Here is a 19096-nt window from a genome sequence, read left to right as displayed (position 1 = left end):
CTTCGCGGCATGCGCGATGCCGCGTTTTTCGCCGCTGATGCCGAAGGCTCAGCCGCGCTCGCTGCGATCAGGGATGCGCAGGCGCGGCGCGCCGCGGAGGAGGCCTGAACTCGTAAAGGGCAGGTACGGCCGAAAGACGGTTGGCCGCAGAGAATATCGGGCACGCGCTTGCGTTGATGCGCATAGCGACCTCCATGTCCGCAGGGAAGGCTGATCGATAACCCGTCTGCCGGCCTTGCCCAAGTAGCGAAGAGAAACTCCGTTTCCGGCGCGAATAATTACGCTCAAAAGGATGTTTCCGTCGTGATGCCTCTCACAAATGCTCAAACGTGCAGCGCAGTGGTTCGCTTGGCGTCGTGTAGGCCGCGCTAACGATGCGCCGCTGCGTCCGATCGGCGCGAATACTTTTAATTTCTTTGAAGGTCGACTGTCATGGTCTTCATGTCGGAAGACCCGACAAAACTTGTTAAGCCGCGGAGAAACGCAACCTGCCCGCGCACGACATCGCTACGGCGCCCGCGCTAGCGCAGTGTCATCAACAGCAGGCCTGCAGCGGCCAAGGCGACGGTCCAGAGCGAACGCCGCGCGCCCGCGCTCAGCAGGGTCGGGAACTTGGCGACGCTGCGGCACACGCCGGCGGCGATGGCGCCGGTGGTGACCAGCATGGCGGCCAGGTGCAGCGCGACCGCGGCCAGGGCCAGGGCCAACGAACCGGACGCCGTGATCTCGCGCGCCGGCGTGTCCGACATGCACAGCGGCGCCAGCGCCGGAACCAGCATCAGCCCGGCGCCATGCACGGTGGCCATCAGGCAGGACCACAGCGCGATGCCGGCGTGACCGGCATGCGCGGGCGCGCGAAGGCCGGCGACGCCGCGCCGGTGCGCATCGGACGCGGGGCCGCGCAGCCAGCGGTAGCACGCCACGGCGATGAGCAGGGCGCCCGCAAGCGCCTGCACCCGGCCGCGGTCGACGAGCGTGCCTTGCGCAACCGCGAGCACCACGATCGCCACCGAGGCGCTGTGTCCGATCGCGATGGGCAGCAGCGCAAGCCGCACCCGCGAGCGGTCGTGCGAGCCCAGGCCCCAGGCGGCCGCGAACATCCAGCCGCTGGTCGGGCTCAGGCCGTGCAGCGTGCCCAGCCCGGCGACCGCCAACCATGGCCACAGGTCGCTCACGACGCGCGCCCGCGGCCGGTCAGGACTGCGACGCGCAACAGGCGGCGGCCGCCGGTGCCTTCGCCGGCGCCTCCGACGCGTAGCGGTCGTGATGGCGCACCCAGGCCATCGGATAGTCCAAGCCGTCTTCGTCGCGGCCCTTGGGCGTGAGCTCCAGCAAGGCGTAGGTATGCATCATGATTTCCACGCCACGGCCGTAGCGCGAATAGGTGTGGAAGACCTGGCCGGCATCGTCGCGATAGAACACGCTGATTCCGGGCGCTTCCTCGTGCGGGAAGCGTTGGATCGTATAGTTGTAATCGGCTTGGCCGTTGGCGACCTCGTCGGCGGTGAAATTGACGCCGAAGTCGCGGTTGAAGTCGGTCGCGTACGAGGACACCCACTTGAAGCGCCAACCCATGCGTTCGCGAAAGCGCTGGATATCGGACAGCGGCGCACGCGATACGACCAGTAGGGTCACGTCGCGCTGGGCGAGATGGAGGTTGGCGCCGTCGTTGTGGTCGGCCATGTAGGAGCAACTTTTGCAGCCCTGCTCCCAGCCCGGCGCGAACATGAAGTGCTGCACCAGCAACTGGCGGCGGCCCTCGAACAAGTCGACGAGCCGGCGCGGGCCTTCGGCGGTATCGAACAGATACTCCTTTTCCACGCGCACCCATGGCAATGCGCGGCGTTCGCGCGCGATCCGGTCCTGCAGGCGGGTGAGCTCCTTCTCGTGCGCCAGCAGCGTCTTGCGCGCGGCCAGCCAATGTTCTCTGGTTACGACGGGATGATCGACGAGATGGGTTTCGGCAAGTGCGGCGTTCATGCGGTGCTCCTCGACCCGATGGTCGGTGGTGGTGTGCGGACGCGGGATCGGCGGCGGGCGGGCAAGGCTCGCCCGTCTCCGGTCCGCAGGCCGGAGGGAGGGCGGAGCGCTTGCGGGGCGCGGTATGGACTCGGCGCTCGGGCGGGCCGAACAGGGCGTCGTCCGGCGACGTCCGCCGATGCTCAGTCGGCCGTGCCGACGGTTCGGCCCATGATCCTGATCCCGATGGCGCCAGCGGCGGCGCCGTGGAAGCAATGTACTCAGCTATCGGCGCGGCCGGGAGTAACAGGATTGTCGCGAATGCGAAGGCCGGAAATAGCCTGGTTTCGGCCCGTCGCTGGCCTGGGCGCAGGCGCCGGCGGGCCGCTCGCCTATCGACGCGGGGCCGCGGATCTGTGGCGTAAGGCCCCTTACTCCGCGTTCCCGCCGCTGCGCGAGGAAGTGCGGTCGCCTTCGAGGAAGCGGTAGGTCCTCTGGCCATCGTTCAGGACCAGCGCGCGCTGGCCGTCGGCCGCCGTCGGACTGAAACGGAAGCCCGCGACGCTGGGCGAGATCGTTTCGAACACGGTGTCCGCGTCGGAGGTATCCAAGGCCATCTCGCTGCGCCAGCCGCCGAAATCGAACCAGGTCCTGGGCCCCTCCCTGACGATGCGGATCGTGCCCAGCGTCGGGTGCGAATAGACGGGCGCCAGCGTCGCCAGCACGGTCGCGCTCGGCGGTACCTGCAGCTCGGCGCGATGCGCTTCGCGCTCGCGCTTCAAACGCTCCGGCAAGGCCTTCAAGGTCGCGGCGGCGCGGCGGTCGGTATCGAACAGGATCTCCAGGAAGCGATCGGAAAAGACGCTGCGCAACTGCGCCCCCGCATCGGCGTTCATCAGCAGGACGTAGCCGGCATCGCTCTCCGGCAGCCAGTAGATCTCGGCCTGATAGCCGGCCATGCTGCCGCCGTGCATCACCTGCAGCACGCCCAACCGGCGGTCGGTCTTCAGGCCCATGCCGTACCACTGGTCCACGCCGCCGCGCGCCACCTGCGCCTTCCAGCGTTCCCGCAACGCCTGCGCGCCGATGTAGCGGCCGCCCCGCGGAAGCTGTCCGGACGACAGTTCCATCTGCAGGTAGCGGCTCATGTCGCGGATGTTGCTCCAGGCGCCGCCGTCCGGACGCATCGGGATCGAGGCCAGGTTGTAGCCCATCGACGACACCGCGATGTCGCCGTCGATGGTGGTGCCGTGCGGGGCGGCATGATTGCCGGCTTGCGCAACCGCGAAATCGAAGGTGGTCGAGCCCATGCCCAGCGGATCGAACACCAGCTCCTGCATCGTGCGGTCGTAGGCCGCGCCCAAGGGCAGGTCGCGGTGGGCCACATGGCCGCCGAGATAACCGCCCGCGACCGCCATCAGGTTGGAGTACTGATACAGCTCGCCGATGGCGGCGGTGGGTTCGATGCCGCCCAGCACGCCGAGCACGTCCTCCGGGCCCATCTCGTCGCCCGAGAGTATCCATTCCATGTCCTGCGCGGGAATGCCCGTGCAGGCGCACAGCAGATGCCGGACCCGGATCGACTTCGCCCGTTCCGCGTCGCCGAGCTTGAAGGCCGGCAACAGGCGTTCGGCGGGATCGTCCCAATCCAGTTTGCCCATGTCGACCAGCTTGGCCAGCATCAGCGAGGTCATGGGCTTGGTGACGGAGGCGGTCAGGAAGCGGGTGGATGCATCAACCTTCTCCTGGCTGCCCAGCCTGCGGATGCCGAGGCCGCCGGAGTATTTGATCTGGCCGTTCTGCACGACGCCCAGGGCCACCCCGGGTATACCGAGGCCGGTGCGCGCTTCGTCGAGGAACCGCAGCAGCGCCGCGATCCGGTGCGCGTCCAGCTCGTTGGCTTTCTTTCCCGCCAGCGTTTCGGGCACATAGGTCTTGGCGCGCAGGCTGGACAGCACGCGCGTGAGCTGGGGTTCGCGCCGGTCCATCGCCTGCGCGGGCAGGTCCATGATCGCCACGATCCAGGTATCGCCTTCGTGCAGCACCTGCGCGCGCAGGACCCGCGCCGGCTCGCCGGCGTGCGTGTAGTTGTAGCTGCGCACCAGCGCCCAACCGTTGCGCGAAGGCCGGTCCGCGGCGTCGCGCAGCTGCGGCTCGAAGCCGGGGCGATACCGTTGCCAAGCCAGCGCGACCGCTTGATCGGCGGTCTGGGCCGCGACGTCCACGATCGCGATCGCGGCGTCGTCGCTCGGCGTTTTCATGACGACGGCCGGGCCGTCGGCGCTCGCGCTCCATCCGGCCGGAACGATGTGGCGCACGCCCGAGACGGTCCGTCGCCAGGCGTCTTCCTGCAGCACTTCGGCCCGCGGTGGCGCCGCGGCGCGATCGAACGCGGCCGTATCGGCTGCGTACGGCAACAGCAATCCCAGGGCGGCCAGGGGCCACCAATGACTACGCTTCATGCTTGAACCCCTGAGCTTGGAGGGTTGATGCGCTGCGGGCACGGTCTGCGCCCGCGTGTTCGTTGCCGCGGCCGGGCTATCGCTTACGGATGGCCCAGCGCTTTGCGTGCATGGAGGAACTTCGTCTGCGCCAGCGCCGTCGCGGTGCGGAAGCGGGACTCGGCGTCGGCGCGCATGCGCTCGTAGTCCTGGTTCAGCCGCGCCAGCCGCCGATCGCTATCGTCCCCGTCCGGCGCGTCCGCTAGCGCGGAAAGGTCCCGGGTGTGCGCGTCGGTCAGCTGATACAGGGTTTGCGAGTAGCGGTCGTGCATGTCGTACAGGAACCGGGAGTAATCGTCGTGCAGGGCAAGCAAGGCTTCCTGTTCCTGCTGCGAAGGCGGCGGCGCCGGCGCGTCTACGGCCTGCTTCGAACTCGCTGCCAGCGCGGGCGTTGGCGTCGCGCCGGTGCCTGCCTGTGAGGCGCTCGCGACGGGATGCCGCAAGGCGATGCGCGGTGCCACCGCATCCGTGGCGATCCACAGCGCCGCGAGCATCGCGCCAACGCCCAGCAGCGTCGCCCTGGCCGTCCATCCGGGCGAACGCGGCCCTTCGATGATGGCGTCGATGCGCTGGTCCAGCGTGCTCAGCGCCGCGGTGGCGCATAAGGCCGGCGCTGCGCGATGCGCGGCGGGCGCCAGGCGCTCGATCGACACCAGCAGCGCCTCCGCATAGTCGGCCGACGAGCCGTAGGCGCGCGAGGCGCCCAGGTCGCAGGCGATTTCGCGCGCGCTGTCGCAGGCGGCGGCCAGCGAGCGCAGCAGGGGGTTCCACCAGAACAGCGCTTCGATCAACCGCTGGCTCAGCAGGACCGGCAGATCCTTGCGCCGGATATGGCTGGCCTCGTGCAGCACGACCGCACGCAGCGAAGCCGCGGGCAGCGAATTCGCCATCGCCTGGGGCAGGACGATCCTGGGCCGCGCGATCCCGATGGCGGCGGGCCCGAACGACGGCGATACATGGATTTCGACGCCTGCGGGAATCAGCTGGCGATAGGCCGCCTCGAGTTCGTGCGAGCGCTGCGACGCGGCCAATATTCGGCGCAGGGCGCGCTGCGCCGTCGCCAGACGGAGCAGGCGCCAGCCCGCGCCGGTCAGCCACAGCGCGAGCAGCAGCAGGGCGGGCTCGGGCGCGAGCGTCATCGCGCCATGCCGGTCGGCGCGATCGGCAGGCGCGAGCAGCGATCCTGCATCGGCACTCGATCGCCCGCCCGCGCCGCGCGCGTCCGCGGCCTGGGCGAGCGCGCGCTCGAGCGGCGCCGTTGGCTTCGGCGGCAGCGAAATCGCCGGGCCGACGATCACCACCGCGAACGCCGCCAGCAGCAGCGCGGCGTGTTTCTCCGGCGCGATCGTCCGTATCCGGATCGCGGCGTAGGCCAGCGGTACGACGACCAGACAGAGCAGCACATGCTCGAGCGCGTAGTTCAGCAGCCGGAACGCCAGGTCCGTCATCACGCCTGCCCCTTGCCCTTGGCGCGCCGGATCTTGTCGCGCAGGGCCTCGATCTTGCCCGGGTCCACGTCGTGGTTTTCGATCAGATGCAAGGCCAGCGCTTCCGGCGAGCCGTCGAACAACTGCGTCATCAGATTGCTGAGCGCGCGCTGCCTGACCTCCGCCTTGGTCAACGCCGGCCGATAGATGAAGGCGCGGCCCTCCTGCCGGAACGTCACCAGGTCCTTCTTGTGCAGGATGCCGAGCATGGTCAGCACGGTGGTGTAGGCGACGGGCTTGTGCTGCGCCAGGCGGTCGGCGACCTCGCGCACGGAGGCTTCGCCCAGCTCCCACAGGACTTCCAGGATGGCCTGCTCTGCCTCGGTCACCGACGGGGAGGGGGGTCTGGCCATACGCGGATTGCCACTAATTCCTTAGTTGAAGCCAGCCTATGGGCGCCGGCATGGGTTGTCAACTATGTAATTAGTCGTGGTCGCCGTGGCCGTCCGCGGTTCGTTCGCCGCGCGATCGCAAGCGAACCGCCGTGGCGGTCCTGCTCCAGGCCGCATCGACAGGTCGCATCGATGCGTTCGTATGCGCCGCCCTGCGGTGCAAACAAAAACTGTCGATTGAACATAGGCGCGCGCGCCGCCTCGCCGCGTCGTGCGGGACTAGCATGCGTGCAGGCCCGGTGCCGCCGTGGGAGGCGTCGATGAGCGTTCGCAAGCTCCGCATCGCCGCGCGCTGGCGAGCTTGCCGGCAGGCAGGCGCGCTGTTGCTCTGCGTTTGGCTATCGGCCTGTGCGCCGCCGCAGCGCACCGTGGTCATCATCGGCGGCGCCGCCAGCGAAGGGCCGGGCCGGCACGACTATCCGCAGGGCGTGCGCAAGCTGCAGGCCCTGATCGAGGCCACGCCGAAGGCGCATGCGGCTTTGCGCGTGGTCGCTTATCCCGACGGTTGGCCGCAGGATCCGCGTGCGCTGGACGCGGCCGACACCGTGGTCTGGTATTTCGACGGCCTGGATCGTCATCCGCTGCGCGATCCGCAACGCCGCCATCGCTTCGAGGCCTTGATGCAGCGCGGCGTCGGTCTGGTCGCGTTGCATCAATCCTCGACCGCGCCGGTGGGCGAGGACCTGGGGCTGCCGCGCTGGCTGGGCGGCGTGCGCGAGGGCATGTTCGATCGCAGTACGCAATGGGCGAGCCTGGCGCCGGCCGATGCGGACGCAGCGCCGGCGCGCGGCGTGTCCGCGTTCGCCTATCGCGACGAGTTCTATCCCAGCTTCCGTTTCGCCGCGGGAGGCGGCACGCGCACGCCTGTGCTCAAGACCCGCCTGCATCCGCAGTTCCGCGCGGGCCGCCACCTGCTCGAGGATCGCGCCGAAGACGCCACCGTGGCCTGGGCCTTCGAACGCGAGGGCGGCGGTCGCGGCTTCGTCTTCAGCGGCGCGCATTACCTGAGCGCACTGGATCAGCCGCAGCTGGCCGGCCTGTTGCTCAACGCGATCACGTGGTCGGCCGGCTTGGACGTCCCGCGCGAGGGAATGGGCGGCGCCGCCTTGCGCGCCGTCGAGCGGCCGCCGCCGCCGATCAAGGCGGTTGCGGCGAACGGTCCCGCGCGCGTCAGCTTCCATGTCGACGCGGCGCGCTCGGGCTGGCGCCGGGACGAAACCGTGCTGAGGCCGGAGAACGTCGACGAGGCCGGCTTCGGCGAGGTCTGGCAATCGCTGCCGCTGGACGGCGCGGACGGGCAGCCCGCGCGCCTGTACGCCTCGCCGCTGTATCTGCCCAGCCTCACCCTGAGCCAGGGGCCGTTGCGCGGCGAAACTTTCCCGGTCGTGTTCGCCGCCAGCAATGCCGGCTACGTCTACGCCATCGCCGCGGCGCGGCGCGGCGACATCGCCGCCGGCCGCATTCTGTGGCGCACCCGCCTGGGCGCGCCCTGCCATCTGCAGCCAGCGCCGCTGGACGGCGTCGCCACCGGCATCCTCAGCACGCCGGTGATCGACGCCGAGCGCGGGCGTTTGTACGCGACCCACTGCGATCCGAAATCGCGCTGGCAGGCCTATGCCCTGGATATCGGCAGCGGTGCGGTGCTGCCGGGCTGGCCGGTGCGATTGGACGAAGAGCGCTTCAATGCCTTGAACGCCAACGCGGGCCCGCAACGCGTGGCGCCGAAGCGGCGTTTCGATTTCCGCGTCCAGCGCGGCGCGCTGAACCTGTCGCCGGACGGCGAGCAGCTGTATGTGGTGTTCGGCGAGTCCGAGACCGGCTGGCTGGTGGCGGTGGACACGCGCCAGGCCAAACTCAGCAGCGCCTTCGCCGCGGTGGCGATGCCGCACCGCGGCAGCGGCGGCATCTGGGGCGCGGGCGGCCCCGCGGTCGATGCCGACGGCCAGGTGTACGTGGTCACCGGCAGCGGCTTCGAGGGCTACCAGGACAGCGACCACGATTGGACCCAGTCGGTGCTGAAACTGGCGCCGCCCGGCGCAGGAGGTTTCGTGCTGCGCGGCACCTACACGCCGTTCAATTATTGCCGCAGCGCGAAGATGGACATCGATCTGGGCTCCGGGGGCGCGGTGCTGTTGCCGGATGCGGCGAGCGGCGATGCCCGGCGCCTGCTCGCGGTGGGCGGCAAGCAGGGCAATGTCTATCTGCTCGATCGTGAGCGCATGCCCGGTGGACTGGAGCGGCGCCAGCCCTGTTCCGACGATGCGTCGCAAGACCGGTCCTTGCTGCCGCCGCAGGCGCAGCCGCAGTTCGGCACGCGCGGTCCTTTGAACGTGTTCGGCCCCTACTCGGAGCAGGACGCGGCCCTGGACCTGGCGCGTTCGCGCTCGGTGCCGGCGACCTTCCGCGACCGCCGCGGCGTGGACTACCTGTTCGTCACCGGCAACAGCAAGCGCGCGCCCGGCTCGGCGGACAGCGTGCCGCCTTCCCTGGTCCGTTTGCAGGTGGTGCGAGGCGAGGGCCGGACGCCGTTCCTGAGGATAGACCGGCGCCAGCGCTCGCTGGTGATGGGCAATCCCGGCTCGCCGGTGGTCACCAGCCTGGGACCGGAGCACGCCATCGTCTGGGTGCTGGACGAGAACGCGCCGCGCTCGGCCCGGTTGAGCGGCGCCGACGCGCCGCGGCCGGTGCTGTACGCACTGGATGCCGCGAGCCTGGAATTGCTGTGGCGCAGCGCGCCCGGTGAGCTGCACACCAGCGGCAAGTACAACCAGCCCGCGTTCGGCGGCGGGCAGGTGTTCGTCGGCACCGACCGCATCCAGGCTTTCGGCTTGGGCGGCCGTCGTCAGGCTGCGCGGGCGCGGCTGCCATCCACGCCCGCCACGCAAGCGCCGCCCTCGGTGCCATCCGGCGCCATGGCGGGCCTGGCCGCGGACGCGATCTACCGCCAGCGTTGCGCGCTCTGCCACGACCACGCGGTGGGCAATATCCCGCCGCGCGAGGTGATCGCCGGCCATCCGCGCGAGCGCATCGTGCAGGCCTTGAGCCAGGGCGCGATGCGGCCGCAGGCCGCCGGCCTGAGCGCTGAGCAGATCGCGCAGCTGGCCGACTACCTGCGCCGGCGGTGAGTCCGCCCGCCCCGATGCGGCGGCCGGCGCAGGGGCCGCGATCTATTCGCGGCGCTTGCGCGGCTTGGCGCGCGTACGCACCTTGCCGAGCTCGCGCGGCGCCGGCTCCTGCGCCGCCAGAACGCCGCCGTCCTTCATCTGCTCCAGCCACGACAGGGCGTCGAGGTAGGACAGGAACTGCTGCAGATAGCCCGGCGACAGTTCGCGCATCAGCTTCAGCGAGCGGTGCACCAGGCTGCTGGAGTTGAGCGGGCCGGTGCCTTGCGGCGAAGGCTGCAGCGAACGCCGCAGCTGACTGTCGCTGCGCACTTCGGTCCAGAGCTTGCGGAAGTCTTCGAGCATGCCCAGTTCCGGCAGCGCGGACGATGCCGCGGCGCCGTCGCTTGCCTTGCCGCGCTGGGCGGAGCGCGCGCCAAGCTCGGCCGCCAGTTCGCCCAGCGGGCCGCGGGCGCGGCAGGCATCGCGGGCGGGTGTTGCGGTTACATGCGCGCCGCGTGCCAGCGCTTCGGCATAGGCCTGGATACGCTCGGTCAGTTTTTCTTCCAGCGCGCGCCGGGTGGCGCCGTCGCGCTCGGCCGCGCGCCGGCGCAGGGCCTGCATGCAATGGAAGGCGTAGGGGTCCAGACGATCGGCGCCCTGTTCGCGCCAGGCGTCGAGGATCGCGTGATCGGGCGGCGGCTCAGCGCGCATGGCTCGGCACGACGGTGCGCTTCAGGCGCGGCACCGGCGCCATTTCCACGCGGCGGTTGCTGGCGCGTCCGGCCTCGTCGGTGTTGGGGCTCACCGGCTGCTGGGCGCCGAACGCGGCCGCGAACACCGAGTCCGCGCGCACGCCTTCGGCGATCAGCACGCGGGTCACGGTCAGCGCGCGCTGCGCCGACAGTTCCCAGTTGTCGGCGAACTGCGGATTGCCGTCGCTGACCTGGCGGTCGTCGGTGAAGCCGCTGACCATCAGCACTTCGTCGCGCGCGCGCAGGTAGCCCGCGAGCGGGCGCGCCAGGCTCTTGAGCAGTTCCCTGCCTTCGGGCTGCAACTGGTCGGAGTTCAGGGCGAACAGCACGCTGCCGCGTATGCCGATGCGTCCGTCGATCAGGGTGATCCGCCCCGCGGCCAGCGGGCCGGCCAGGGCCTGCTCCAGGCTCTGGCGGCGCTGGGTCTCGATCTTGCGCTGCGCGATTTCCTGCTTGAGCTTGATCTCCAGCTGCAACTGCACTGCGATCACGCCGACCAGGATCAGCACGAACGCGCCCAGCAGCACCGACATCAGGTCGCCGAAGGCGGCCCAGACCGAGACCGAGGCGTCGGCCTCGCCGTCGACCTCGGCGTGCAGGTCCGCGCTCATGCCGCCTCGGCCGCCGCGGCCGCGCGCGCGCCAGACAGGCGCTGCAGGTCCTCGACGATCTGCTTCTGCGCGAGCAGGCTCAGGTCGACCACCTCGCGCGCCTGCGCGACGTAATAGGCCAGTTGCTCGTCGCTGCGCGCGATCGATTTGGCCAGCGCATCCTCGATGCCCTGCAGGCGATCGGCGAGCTTGTCGTTGGCGTCGCCGAACACGCGCGCCGCCGCGCCGAAGGCCTCGCCCAGGCTGGCGACTTCGACCGCGCCCACGCTGACTTGCTGCGCGACCGCGTCGAGCTTGCCGGTTTCGGCCTCGATGTGGCCGGCGAAGCGGCTGCCGACCCGATCCAGCAGGTCCGCCGAGGTCGCGACCAGGGCGTCGATGGCGGCGCGCTGCTGCGTGGAGGCGTGGTTCACCGCCGCCAGCAGGGTTTCCAGGGTCGCCATCAGCTGGGTGCGTTCCGCCAGCACCGCGGTGTCGCGGGCCATGCTCTCGGACAGGTTATGGCGCAGCTCGCCGATGACCTCGGCCGCGGCCTTGGGCGCCTCCGAGGCGGTGTCCACCAGTCGCGAAATCTCGGCGATGGTGGCGCTGGCGTGCGCCTGGGTGCGCGCGCCGATCTCGTCGGCGGTGCGGGCGAGGCTGTCGCAGATGCCTTGCTGGCGATCGGCGCTGTCGGCGCCGGCCTGCGCCCAATCCTCGCGCAGCGCGGCGCTCATCGCGCTCAGCGATTCGGTCCAGGCGTGCAGGCGTTGCTGGTCCTGCGCGGCCAGCGCGGTCTTCAGTTCGCCATGCGACTGGTCCACGGCGCGCAGCAACGAGGCCGAGTGCTGTTCGAACGCGGCGGCCGCCGCGGTCAGCGCGTCCTGGTTGCGCTCGGCCAGGCCGGCATTGACGTCCTGCTGCTGCGCCAGCGCCTGCGCCCAGGCCTGCGCCACCTGGCCGGCGGTGGTGTCCAGACGCGCGGCGACGCCGTCCACCAGGTTGAGCGAACGCTGTTCGAAGCCGGCGCCGAACCGATCCAGGGCCTCGCGCAGATCGCGGTTGAGGCTTTCGTTGGACTGCTGCTGCTGGGCCAGCGAGCGGCTCCACAGGTCCGCCACGCTGGCGGTGGTGGTTTCCAGGCCCTGCGACCAACCCTGCAACTGCCGTTCCACGGCCAGGCCGACGGTGTCGCGCAGCGCGGCGGTCTCCTGCGCCATCGCCGTCATCGTCGCCTGCATGACCGGCTGCAAGGCTTCGCTGGCCACGCGCACGCTGTCGGAGACGCTCTTCTGCAGGGACCGCTCCACCGACGCGGCCAGTTGCGCGAAGACGGCCTGGGTCTGGCGATGGAAGGCGTCCTGATTGGCGAGCTGGCGCTCGTTCGCGCCCAGGCTGTGTTGTTCGATCGCCGCCATCATGGTCTGCAGGCGGTCGATCAAGGCCGGCATCAGATCGGTCTGGCGTTGCAGCAGGCGCAGGCTTTCCTCGCGGCGATGCGCGAGCGAGTAAGCGTGCAGGCTGCCCGCGATCTTCGCGTCCAGCGTCTGCACCGCGCGCAGGCGCTCGCGCCGGCGCAGCGCCGACAGCAGGCCCAGCATCGCCGAGGTCGCCACGCCCGCGATCGAGGTGCCGAAGGCGAAGCCCAAACCCTTCACCGGCGCGGCCAGGGAATCGCGGATCGCCTGCAGGTCGGTCGCGGTTTCCAACGCCATGCCGGTGCCGCGCAGCATCGCCATCATGCCCAGCAGGGTGCCCAGCATGCCCAGCAGCACCAGCAGGCCGACCAGGTAGGGCGTGAGCGCCGGTCCCGGCAGCGGCAGGCGCTGGCCTTCGACGCGCTGGCGCACCGCGTTGCGCAGGGACGGGTCGAGCTGGGCGAGCCAGTCTTCCAGGCTGGAAGGCGGCGCGGACAGCGCGGCCAGGCCGCGTTCCAGCGTGGCCGTGGCCTGCCGGTAGCGCAGCAGTTCCAGTCCGCCGGCGATGTAGCCGGCGGCGATCAGCAAGGTGACGGCCAGCCCGAGCGGGTTCGATCCGAGATAGCCGGCGCCGATCCAGCACACCGCCGCCAGGCCGAGTAAGAACACAACGAGATCAAGCGTATGTCTGAACATGACGTCCCTGGGGGTGGGGGCGAAGCGCTGCGAGCAGGCCTTCCAACGGTAGAAAACGGACATCCAGTTCGGCGAGCAGCACGCCTTGCATGTCCCTGCGAAATACGTCCAGCCAGGCGTTGGAGCGCAGGAGCGCGTCGTCGCAGGCCGGCTGCGCGGCCAGGCGCAGACGTTCGAAATGCGCGCCGAGCAGGTCGGGCACCGCCGCCAGCAGCGTTTGCTCGCGCGGGCTCAGCACCACTTCCATGAGCGCGTCCAGGTCGGCCAGCCGGGCCTGCGGCGCCGATCGGCCGGCCAGCATGTCGCGCAGGCGTCCGCGCAGGCGGCCCGTGGCCGTCAGCATGGCCCGCTGGCTGGCGAGGTAGTGCTGACGGAAGGGCGCGTACTCGGCTTCGGCCTCCGGCGTTCCGGTCGCGGGCAGCTCGAGGCAGCCGGCGATGGTGGCGCTCAGCGCCGCGCGCGTGGCCGCGTAGGCGGCTTCTTCCGCGCCATCGAACGCCGGTCCGCCCGGGCCCGCCGCCGGCGCGGCGCCGTCCAGCACCCGTGACAGCGCGACGGCGCGGGTCCAGTCGATCCAATCGCTCAGGCGATCGGACAGCGAAGCGCTGGGAGGGGGTACGTCGACGTCCGTGAGGCGAGCGAGCAGGCGAATGAACGTCGGGCCACGGACGGGCGTCCGTTGTAGAGCTTCCAAAGTACGACTGGCCAAAAAACGACCAGTTTACAGGCTGGGGAGGGGCGCAGGGCGCTGGCGACCCCTGCGGCCATGCCCAGGGCCGGCGGGACGCGAACCTAAACGGCCGTTCAGCTGCGCCGTTCTGCGATCCGCACGCCCATCAATCCGGTGCGGGCCCGCAGTCGCCTGGCATCAGCGCGCGTGGAGGGAGTGCGTAGCAAAAGCATACGGCGCTCGCGCGGCCGCCCGGTCACCAGACCGACGCGCGCTGCTCCGGCGCCAGGAACAGCTGCGCCTGCGCGTCGATCTTGAAGGCGTCGTACCAGGCTTGCAGATTGCGCACCACACCGTTGACCCGGTACTTCGACGGCGAGTGGTAGGCCTGATCGATATCGGCGCGCAACGAGCTTTCGTTGTCGAGCGATCGCCACAGCTGCGCCCATCCCAGGAAGAAGCGCTGTTCGCCGTGGTAGCCGTCGCGTACCGCTTGGATGTCGATCCCGTTCGCGGCGGCATACAGGCGGTACGCGTCCAAGGCCACCGTCACGCCGACCAGATCGGCCAGGTTTTCGCCCAGGCTGCGGCGCCCGTCCAGATGCGCGCCGGGCAGGGGTTCGTATGCGGAGTACTGGTTCACCAGGACTTCGGTCCTGGCATCGAATGCGGCGCGCGTCGCCGGCGACCACCAGTCGCGCAGATTGCCCTGGTCGTCGAAGCGGGAGCCCTGGTCGTCGAAGCCGTGCGCCATTTCGTGGCCCAGGACGGCGCCGATCGCGCCGAAGTTCACCGCGCTGTCGGCGGCGATACTGAAGGCCGGCGCCTGCAGCAGCGCCGCGGGAAACGTGACGGCATTGAGTTGAGGGCTGAAGCTGCCATCGACCGATTGCGGCGGCAGATGCCAGCGGTAGGCGCGTTGCGGATGGGCGAGGTGCTGGGCATCCAGCTCGATCTGGGCGGCCTTGAGGCGATGCAGATTGCCGATAGGGTCGTTCGGCAGAATTTCGACTTCGGCATAGTCGCGCAGGTCGTCGGGATAGCCCAGGCGCAGCTGCATCCTGTCGATCTTGGCCAGCGCGGTGCGGCGCGTCGCGGGGTCCAGCCAGCCGGCCTGCGCGATACGGGCCCGGAAGGCCTGTTTCATATAGGGGATCATCGAGGCGACCGCGGCGCGGTCGGCCGGGGTGAAGAATTGCCGGACGTAGCGCGCGCCCACCAATTCCGGAAGGTTCTGGCTGACGAACTGTATGCCGCGCTCCGCGCGCGAACGGCGGGTTTTCAGGCCCGCCAGGGCCGTGCCGTAGAACTGGAAGCTCGCATCCTGAAAGGGCGTGGGCAGCAAATGCGCGTGATTGTGGATCCAGTGGAAGGCCAGGTAGGAGTTCCAGGTCTCCACCGGCGTCTGGGCGAAGATGGCGGCGCAAGCGCGGATCGCGGTGTCGGTGTTCAGGACCACGGTCTCGGCCGGGGGATAGCCTGCGGCCTCTATGAACGTCTCCCAGGGAAAACCGGGCGCATAGTCCAGCAGTTCGGCCAGCGCCATCAGGTGGTAGTTCAACTTGCGATCGCGCAGTTGCTCGGGGTTCCACTGCGCGTCGGCCAGTTTCGCTTCCAGCGCCAGCACCGCGGCGGCGCGCGCGCGACCGTCGGCGATTCCGGCGCGTTCCATCGTGGCCGCGATGTAGTCGAGATAGGCCGAGCGCTGGCTCGCGAACTTTTCGTTCGCGATGTCGTAATGGCGTTTGTCGGGCAAGCCCACGACACGCCCGCTCGCCACCTGCTGATCGAGGTGCAGGAGGCTGCGGCGCGTATTTCCGGCGTCCAGGAACACGTAGCAGCCCACGATGGTGTGGGACAGCGGGTGCGCCATCCGGCGCGCCACGTCGGCATGGGTCGTTCCTGACAGGATCGAATCCAGATCGCGCCGGATGGGGGCCAGGCCGGCCTTATCGATGGCATCCACATCGACGTAGCTTTGATAGAGATCGGCCAACTTGCTGCTGCCCGCCGTGGACTTGGCTTCGGCTTGGATGATCGCCTTGATCCGCGTTTCGGTACGCAGGAACATCGCGTTCAACTCGCCATAGTGCGCGTAGCCTGCGGGCCGCACGGCGGTGTCGAGCCAGGCTTGATTCACGTAAGAGAAGAAGTCGTCGCCGGCTGCGTGTTTGCTGCCGATGCCGGCCAGGTCGACGCCCCAGGCGGGAGGCGCATCGGCGGCGGCGAAGCTGCCGCGGCTCGCCGCGACCAAGGGCAGGAGCGCGATGCCCGCGCACACGCGCCGACGGGCGAAGCCACGGCCGAGAAGCATTTCGGAGTCCGTCATCCAGCCGCTCGATCGAATGGTCAGCCCGCACGGTAATACACATCGCAATAATTGCCAGTGCCGCCGCGCCATCTGCGCCAGGACGATTTCGGGTTTCGCGCTTAAACCCTTCGCGCTTGCGGCGCATCCCTGTTTCGGGGCCGGCGCGGCAATGCGCGTTACGGCATCGACCATCACGTCATAGGCGACTTCGCCTGGGGAAGTTTCATGCTGTCCGGAAAACCGCGCGTCATGGCGACGATGGTCGCTGCTTTGCTGTCTCTGCCCGCATTCGGTGCCGCCGCGAGCGCTCTGGACGATGCCAACGAACGAGCCAGACGCTACGTGCGGCAAATCATGCAGGACCAGCGCATACCCGGCCTGCAGATCGCGGTGGTCCGGGACCGGCGCCTGGTCCTGTCCGAAAGCTATGGCCTGGCCAACGTCGAGAACGCCGTCCCGGTGACGAATACCACCTTGTTTCCGATCAACTCGGCGACCAAGAGCTTCACCGGCGTCGCCATGACCCAGTTGGCCGAGGCCGGCCTGGTCGATCTGGAGGCGCCGGTGTCGCGCTACCTCGACGATCTGCCGCAGGCGTGGCGGGCGGTTCGCGTGCGTCAGCTGCTCGCGCACACTTCCGGCCTGCCCGATGTCGTCGGCCCCGAAGGCATGGTCGACGGCCTGTCCGAGCCGGAGGCCTGGAAGGCGATCCGGGACCGGCCGATGGATGCGCCCACCGGCGAGCGCTTCATCTACAACCAGACCAACTACGGCCTGTTGTCGCGGATCATCGCCCAGCAGAGCAAGATGACCTACGAGCGTTACCTCAGGCAACGCCAGTTCGCGGTGGCCGGCATGCGCCTGACGACCTTCGGCGACAGCTACGATCTGGTCCCCCATGCGGCCACCATGTACAGCTACTTTCCGCGCGGGACGATCGCCGAGAACGACGCCAATCGTTTGTCGCGTTGGTTCTACGACATTCCGCCCAGTCTGTGGGCCGGCGGCGGCATCCAGACCACGGCCGACGAACTGGCGGCCTGGATCATCGCGCTGTCGGACGACAAGTTGATCAGCGCGACCGGCGTTCGCGGCATGTGGACGCCGGAAAAGTTGAACAGCGGCGCCGACGGCGCCTGGGCGGCCGGCTGGCCGGTGCTGGCGCCGCCGCCGCATCGGCAGGTGGCGGGCATCGGCGGCGCGCGCGCGGCGTTCGTGGTGTATCCGGACGATGGGCTGGCCATCGTGGTGCTGACCAATCTGGTCGGCGCCAATCCGGAGCGCTTCATTCCCGAGATCGCCGACATCTACCGGCCCGCGCCGAATGCGGCCAAGCGATGAAGCGACGCGGACGCGGCAACGTCCTGACGACTTAGATCAATCGGTCGGAACTCACGACGTGCGCGCCGGGAGCGGAGGCGAGCGCGGCGTCGAGCAGGGCCTGGGCGATGCGCTGCGCGGGATTGATCCGCCAGGCGCGCGGCAGCAGCGGGCCCATCAGGCCCAGCGCCAGCAGCGCGGCGCGTTCGCCGCCGCGATGTTCCTCGCGTTGCCCGCCGATCAGGCCGGGGCGCACCAGCGTCAGCGAGCGGAAGCCCAGCTCGCCCAGGTCGCGCTCCAGTTCGCCTTTCACCCGGTTGTAGAAGAACAGCGAATTGGGATCCGCGCCGACGGCGGAGTTCAAAACGAAGGTCGGTACCTGATGACGGCGGGCGAGCTTGGCCACCGCCAGCGGGTAATCGTGATCGACCCGGCGGAAGGCCTCACGGGAACCGGCGACGCGCATCGTCGTGCCCAGCGTGCAGATCGCGGCATCGACCCGCCACCACGCCGCGTCGGCCGGCAGCGCCTCGAAATCCACGAGCGGCGCGAGCAGCTTGGGCTGAGCCGACGCGGGCCGACGCACCGGCGCGACCACGGTTTCGACCCCGGGATGCGCCAGGGCGAGTGCGAGCAGGTGGCGGCCGACCAATCCGGTCGAGCCGACGAGCAGCAGTTTCATGCGCGGCAACTCACACTGAGCTCTGGGCTCGTGGCGATGGATCGCCGGATGGTGGCACGTCGCGACGCCGAACGCGCGGTCCGGCGCCGCGAGCTGCGCGGCCCGGCCGCCGTCGGCCGCCCCGCTGCCGCATTGGTGCCGGATCAATTACCGCGATCGAGGTTGTACTGCGCCGAGGCGGCGTTGCTGATGATGCCCGACAGCGGAAGCAGCTGCGACAGGAAGCGGTTCCAACGGGTGACGCCGGCCGGGCCGACCCAGACCACGTCGCCCGGGCGCAGCGAGAAGCGATCGCCCAGGGCGAACGCGGCCGGCGATTTGGCGTCGAGGTGATAGACCGTGGCCGGCGTGTTCTGCATCGCCTCGATGCCGCGGATCACGTACACCGCCTCGCCCTTGGAGGTCACGGGATTGAGGCCGCCGCTGCGGCCCAGGGCCTGGGTCAGGCTCATGTCGGTGGTCTTGAAGGTCAGCGCCTGCGGGCGCAGCACCTCGCCGACCACGTAGACCTCCTTGCGGTCGTTGAACGGCAGGAACAGATGATCGCCCGGGCGCAGCACGATATCGGGCGCCACCGATCCGTCGCGATTGAGGGCGTCGAGATCGAGCGCATAGCTGCGGCCGTCGCGGGTCAGGGTGAAACCCGCCAGGTCGGCGGTTTCGACATTGATGCGCGCGCGGCCGATCGCCTGCGACAGCGTCAGCGGCACCGTGGTCAGTTCCTGCGGCGCAGTATCGACGAAGGCGCCCTGCAGCGAAACGCGGCTGCCGAATCCGACCACGTTGACGTCCAGCTGCGGGTTGCGCAGGTATTTGCCCAGGCTTGCGCTCAAGGTGTCGCGCAGGGCCTGCACGGTCATGCCGGCGACGTTGATCTTGCCGGCGTAGGGATAGAAGAAGCTGCCGTCGGGCTGCACCAGGCGTCCGTTGGTGACGGCCTGCTGCTGGTTGCCGGCGGGAGCGGTGAGCTCCGGGTGCTCCCATACCGTGACCAGCAGGGTGTCGCCGGGGTGGATCTTGTAGTCCTCCTTGCGCACGTTCAGCAGTTCCGGCGGTAACTTGGCCGGGGGCCGCGCGTTCGCCGTTACCAGTTCCTGGGTGATCGGCACCATCCTGACGTCGCTGCCGGCGACGGCTTCGGCCTCGTGGGCCGAGCTCCTCGACATTTGTTGGCCGGGCACGCAGCCCGCGGATGCGATCGAAAGCACGATCGC

General features: G+C 69.6%; 14 protein-coding genes. 2 read left to right on the top strand and 12 right to left on the bottom strand.

Annotated features, from left to right (window positions below; genetic code table 11):
* Positions 1-521: 521 nt before the first annotated feature.
* The 5 genes from V1318_RS15610 to V1318_RS15590 all read right to left on the bottom strand — a co-directional run bounded on the left by V1318_RS15610 (position 522) and on the right by V1318_RS15590 (position 6300).
* Positions 522-1175, bottom strand: coding sequence for a hypothetical protein (locus tag V1318_RS15610; RefSeq protein ID WP_332940641.1), 654 nt, complete (start codon positions 1173-1175; stop codon positions 522-524).
* Between the two features lie 19 nt (positions 1176-1194).
* On the bottom strand, positions 1195-1980 hold the full coding sequence (locus V1318_RS15605; protein WP_332940640.1) for a thioredoxin family protein: 786 nt from the start codon (positions 1978-1980) through the stop codon (positions 1195-1197).
* Positions 1981-2390: 410 nt separating this feature from the next.
* Entirely contained in the window at positions 2391-4421 is a 2031-nt protein-coding gene (locus V1318_RS15600) for a serine hydrolase domain-containing protein (protein WP_332940639.1), read from the bottom strand.
* Between the two features lie 83 nt (positions 4422-4504).
* Positions 4505-5908, bottom strand: coding sequence for a M56 family metallopeptidase (locus tag V1318_RS15595; protein ID WP_332940638.1), 1404 nt, complete (start codon positions 5906-5908; stop codon positions 4505-4507).
* A complete protein-coding gene (locus tag V1318_RS15590) occupies positions 5908-6300 on the bottom strand; it encodes a BlaI/MecI/CopY family transcriptional regulator (RefSeq protein ID WP_332940637.1) in 393 nt (130 codons plus the stop codon). The genes V1318_RS15595 and V1318_RS15590 overlap by 1 nt, the downstream gene beginning before the upstream one ends.
* Before the next feature lie 299 nt (positions 6301-6599).
* Between V1318_RS15590 and V1318_RS15585 the strand changes: the two genes are divergently transcribed.
* Positions 6600-9464: a ThuA domain-containing protein gene (locus tag V1318_RS15585; protein WP_332940636.1), complete on the top strand. Its 2865-nt coding sequence runs from the start codon at positions 6600-6602 to the stop codon at positions 9462-9464.
* A 42-nt stretch (positions 9465-9506) separates the two neighbouring features.
* On the opposite strand, the gene V1318_RS15580 is transcribed toward V1318_RS15585, so the two are convergent.
* From V1318_RS15580 to V1318_RS15560, 5 genes are all read right to left on the bottom strand, one after another.
* The gene (locus V1318_RS15580) at positions 9507-10154 is read right to left on the bottom strand and encodes a DUF2894 domain-containing protein (RefSeq protein WP_332940635.1); all 648 of its coding nucleotides are present in this window, start codon (positions 10152-10154) and stop codon (positions 9507-9509) included.
* Positions 10144-10806, bottom strand: coding sequence for an OmpA family protein (locus tag V1318_RS15575; RefSeq protein ID WP_332940634.1), 663 nt, complete (start codon positions 10804-10806; stop codon positions 10144-10146). Before V1318_RS15575 ends, V1318_RS15580 begins: the two co-directional genes overlap by 11 nt.
* Positions 10803-12899: a DUF802 domain-containing protein gene (locus V1318_RS15570; RefSeq protein ID WP_332940633.1), complete on the bottom strand. Its 2097-nt coding sequence runs from the start codon at positions 12897-12899 to the stop codon at positions 10803-10805. The genes V1318_RS15575 and V1318_RS15570 overlap by 4 nt, the downstream gene beginning before the upstream one ends.
* Positions 12880-13593, bottom strand: a complete 714-nt coding sequence (locus V1318_RS15565; RefSeq protein WP_332940632.1) for a DUF3348 domain-containing protein — start codon at positions 13591-13593, stop codon at positions 12880-12882. Before V1318_RS15565 ends, V1318_RS15570 begins: the two co-directional genes overlap by 20 nt.
* Positions 13594-13825: 232 nt before the next feature.
* Positions 13826-16072, bottom strand: a complete 2247-nt coding sequence (locus V1318_RS15560; RefSeq protein ID WP_332940631.1) for a M13 family metallopeptidase — start codon at positions 16070-16072, stop codon at positions 13826-13828.
* Between the two features lie 66 nt (positions 16073-16138).
* Between V1318_RS15560 and V1318_RS15555 the strand changes: the two genes are divergently transcribed.
* On the top strand, positions 16139-17221 hold the full coding sequence (locus V1318_RS15555; RefSeq protein ID WP_332940683.1) for a serine hydrolase domain-containing protein: 1083 nt from the start codon (positions 16139-16141) through the stop codon (positions 17219-17221).
* Positions 17222-17252: 31 nt separating this feature from the next.
* On the opposite strand, the gene V1318_RS15550 is transcribed toward V1318_RS15555, so the two are convergent.
* Positions 17253-17882, bottom strand: coding sequence for an NAD-dependent dehydratase (locus V1318_RS15550; RefSeq protein ID WP_332940630.1), 630 nt, complete (start codon positions 17880-17882; stop codon positions 17253-17255).
* Positions 17883-18025: 143 nt separating this feature from the next.
* Positions 18026-19048, bottom strand: a complete 1023-nt coding sequence (locus tag V1318_RS15545) for a polysaccharide biosynthesis/export family protein (RefSeq protein WP_332940629.1) — start codon at positions 19046-19048, stop codon at positions 18026-18028.
* Positions 19049-19096 lie beyond the last annotated feature (48 nt).

Source organism: Lysobacter sp. CCNWLW3, from assembly GCF_036697405.1.
Lineage (GTDB): Bacteria > Pseudomonadota > Gammaproteobacteria > Xanthomonadales > Xanthomonadaceae > Lysobacter.
The sequence above is the reverse complement of the archived record's forward strand: the minus strand, read 5'-3'. Positions and strand labels throughout refer to the sequence as shown.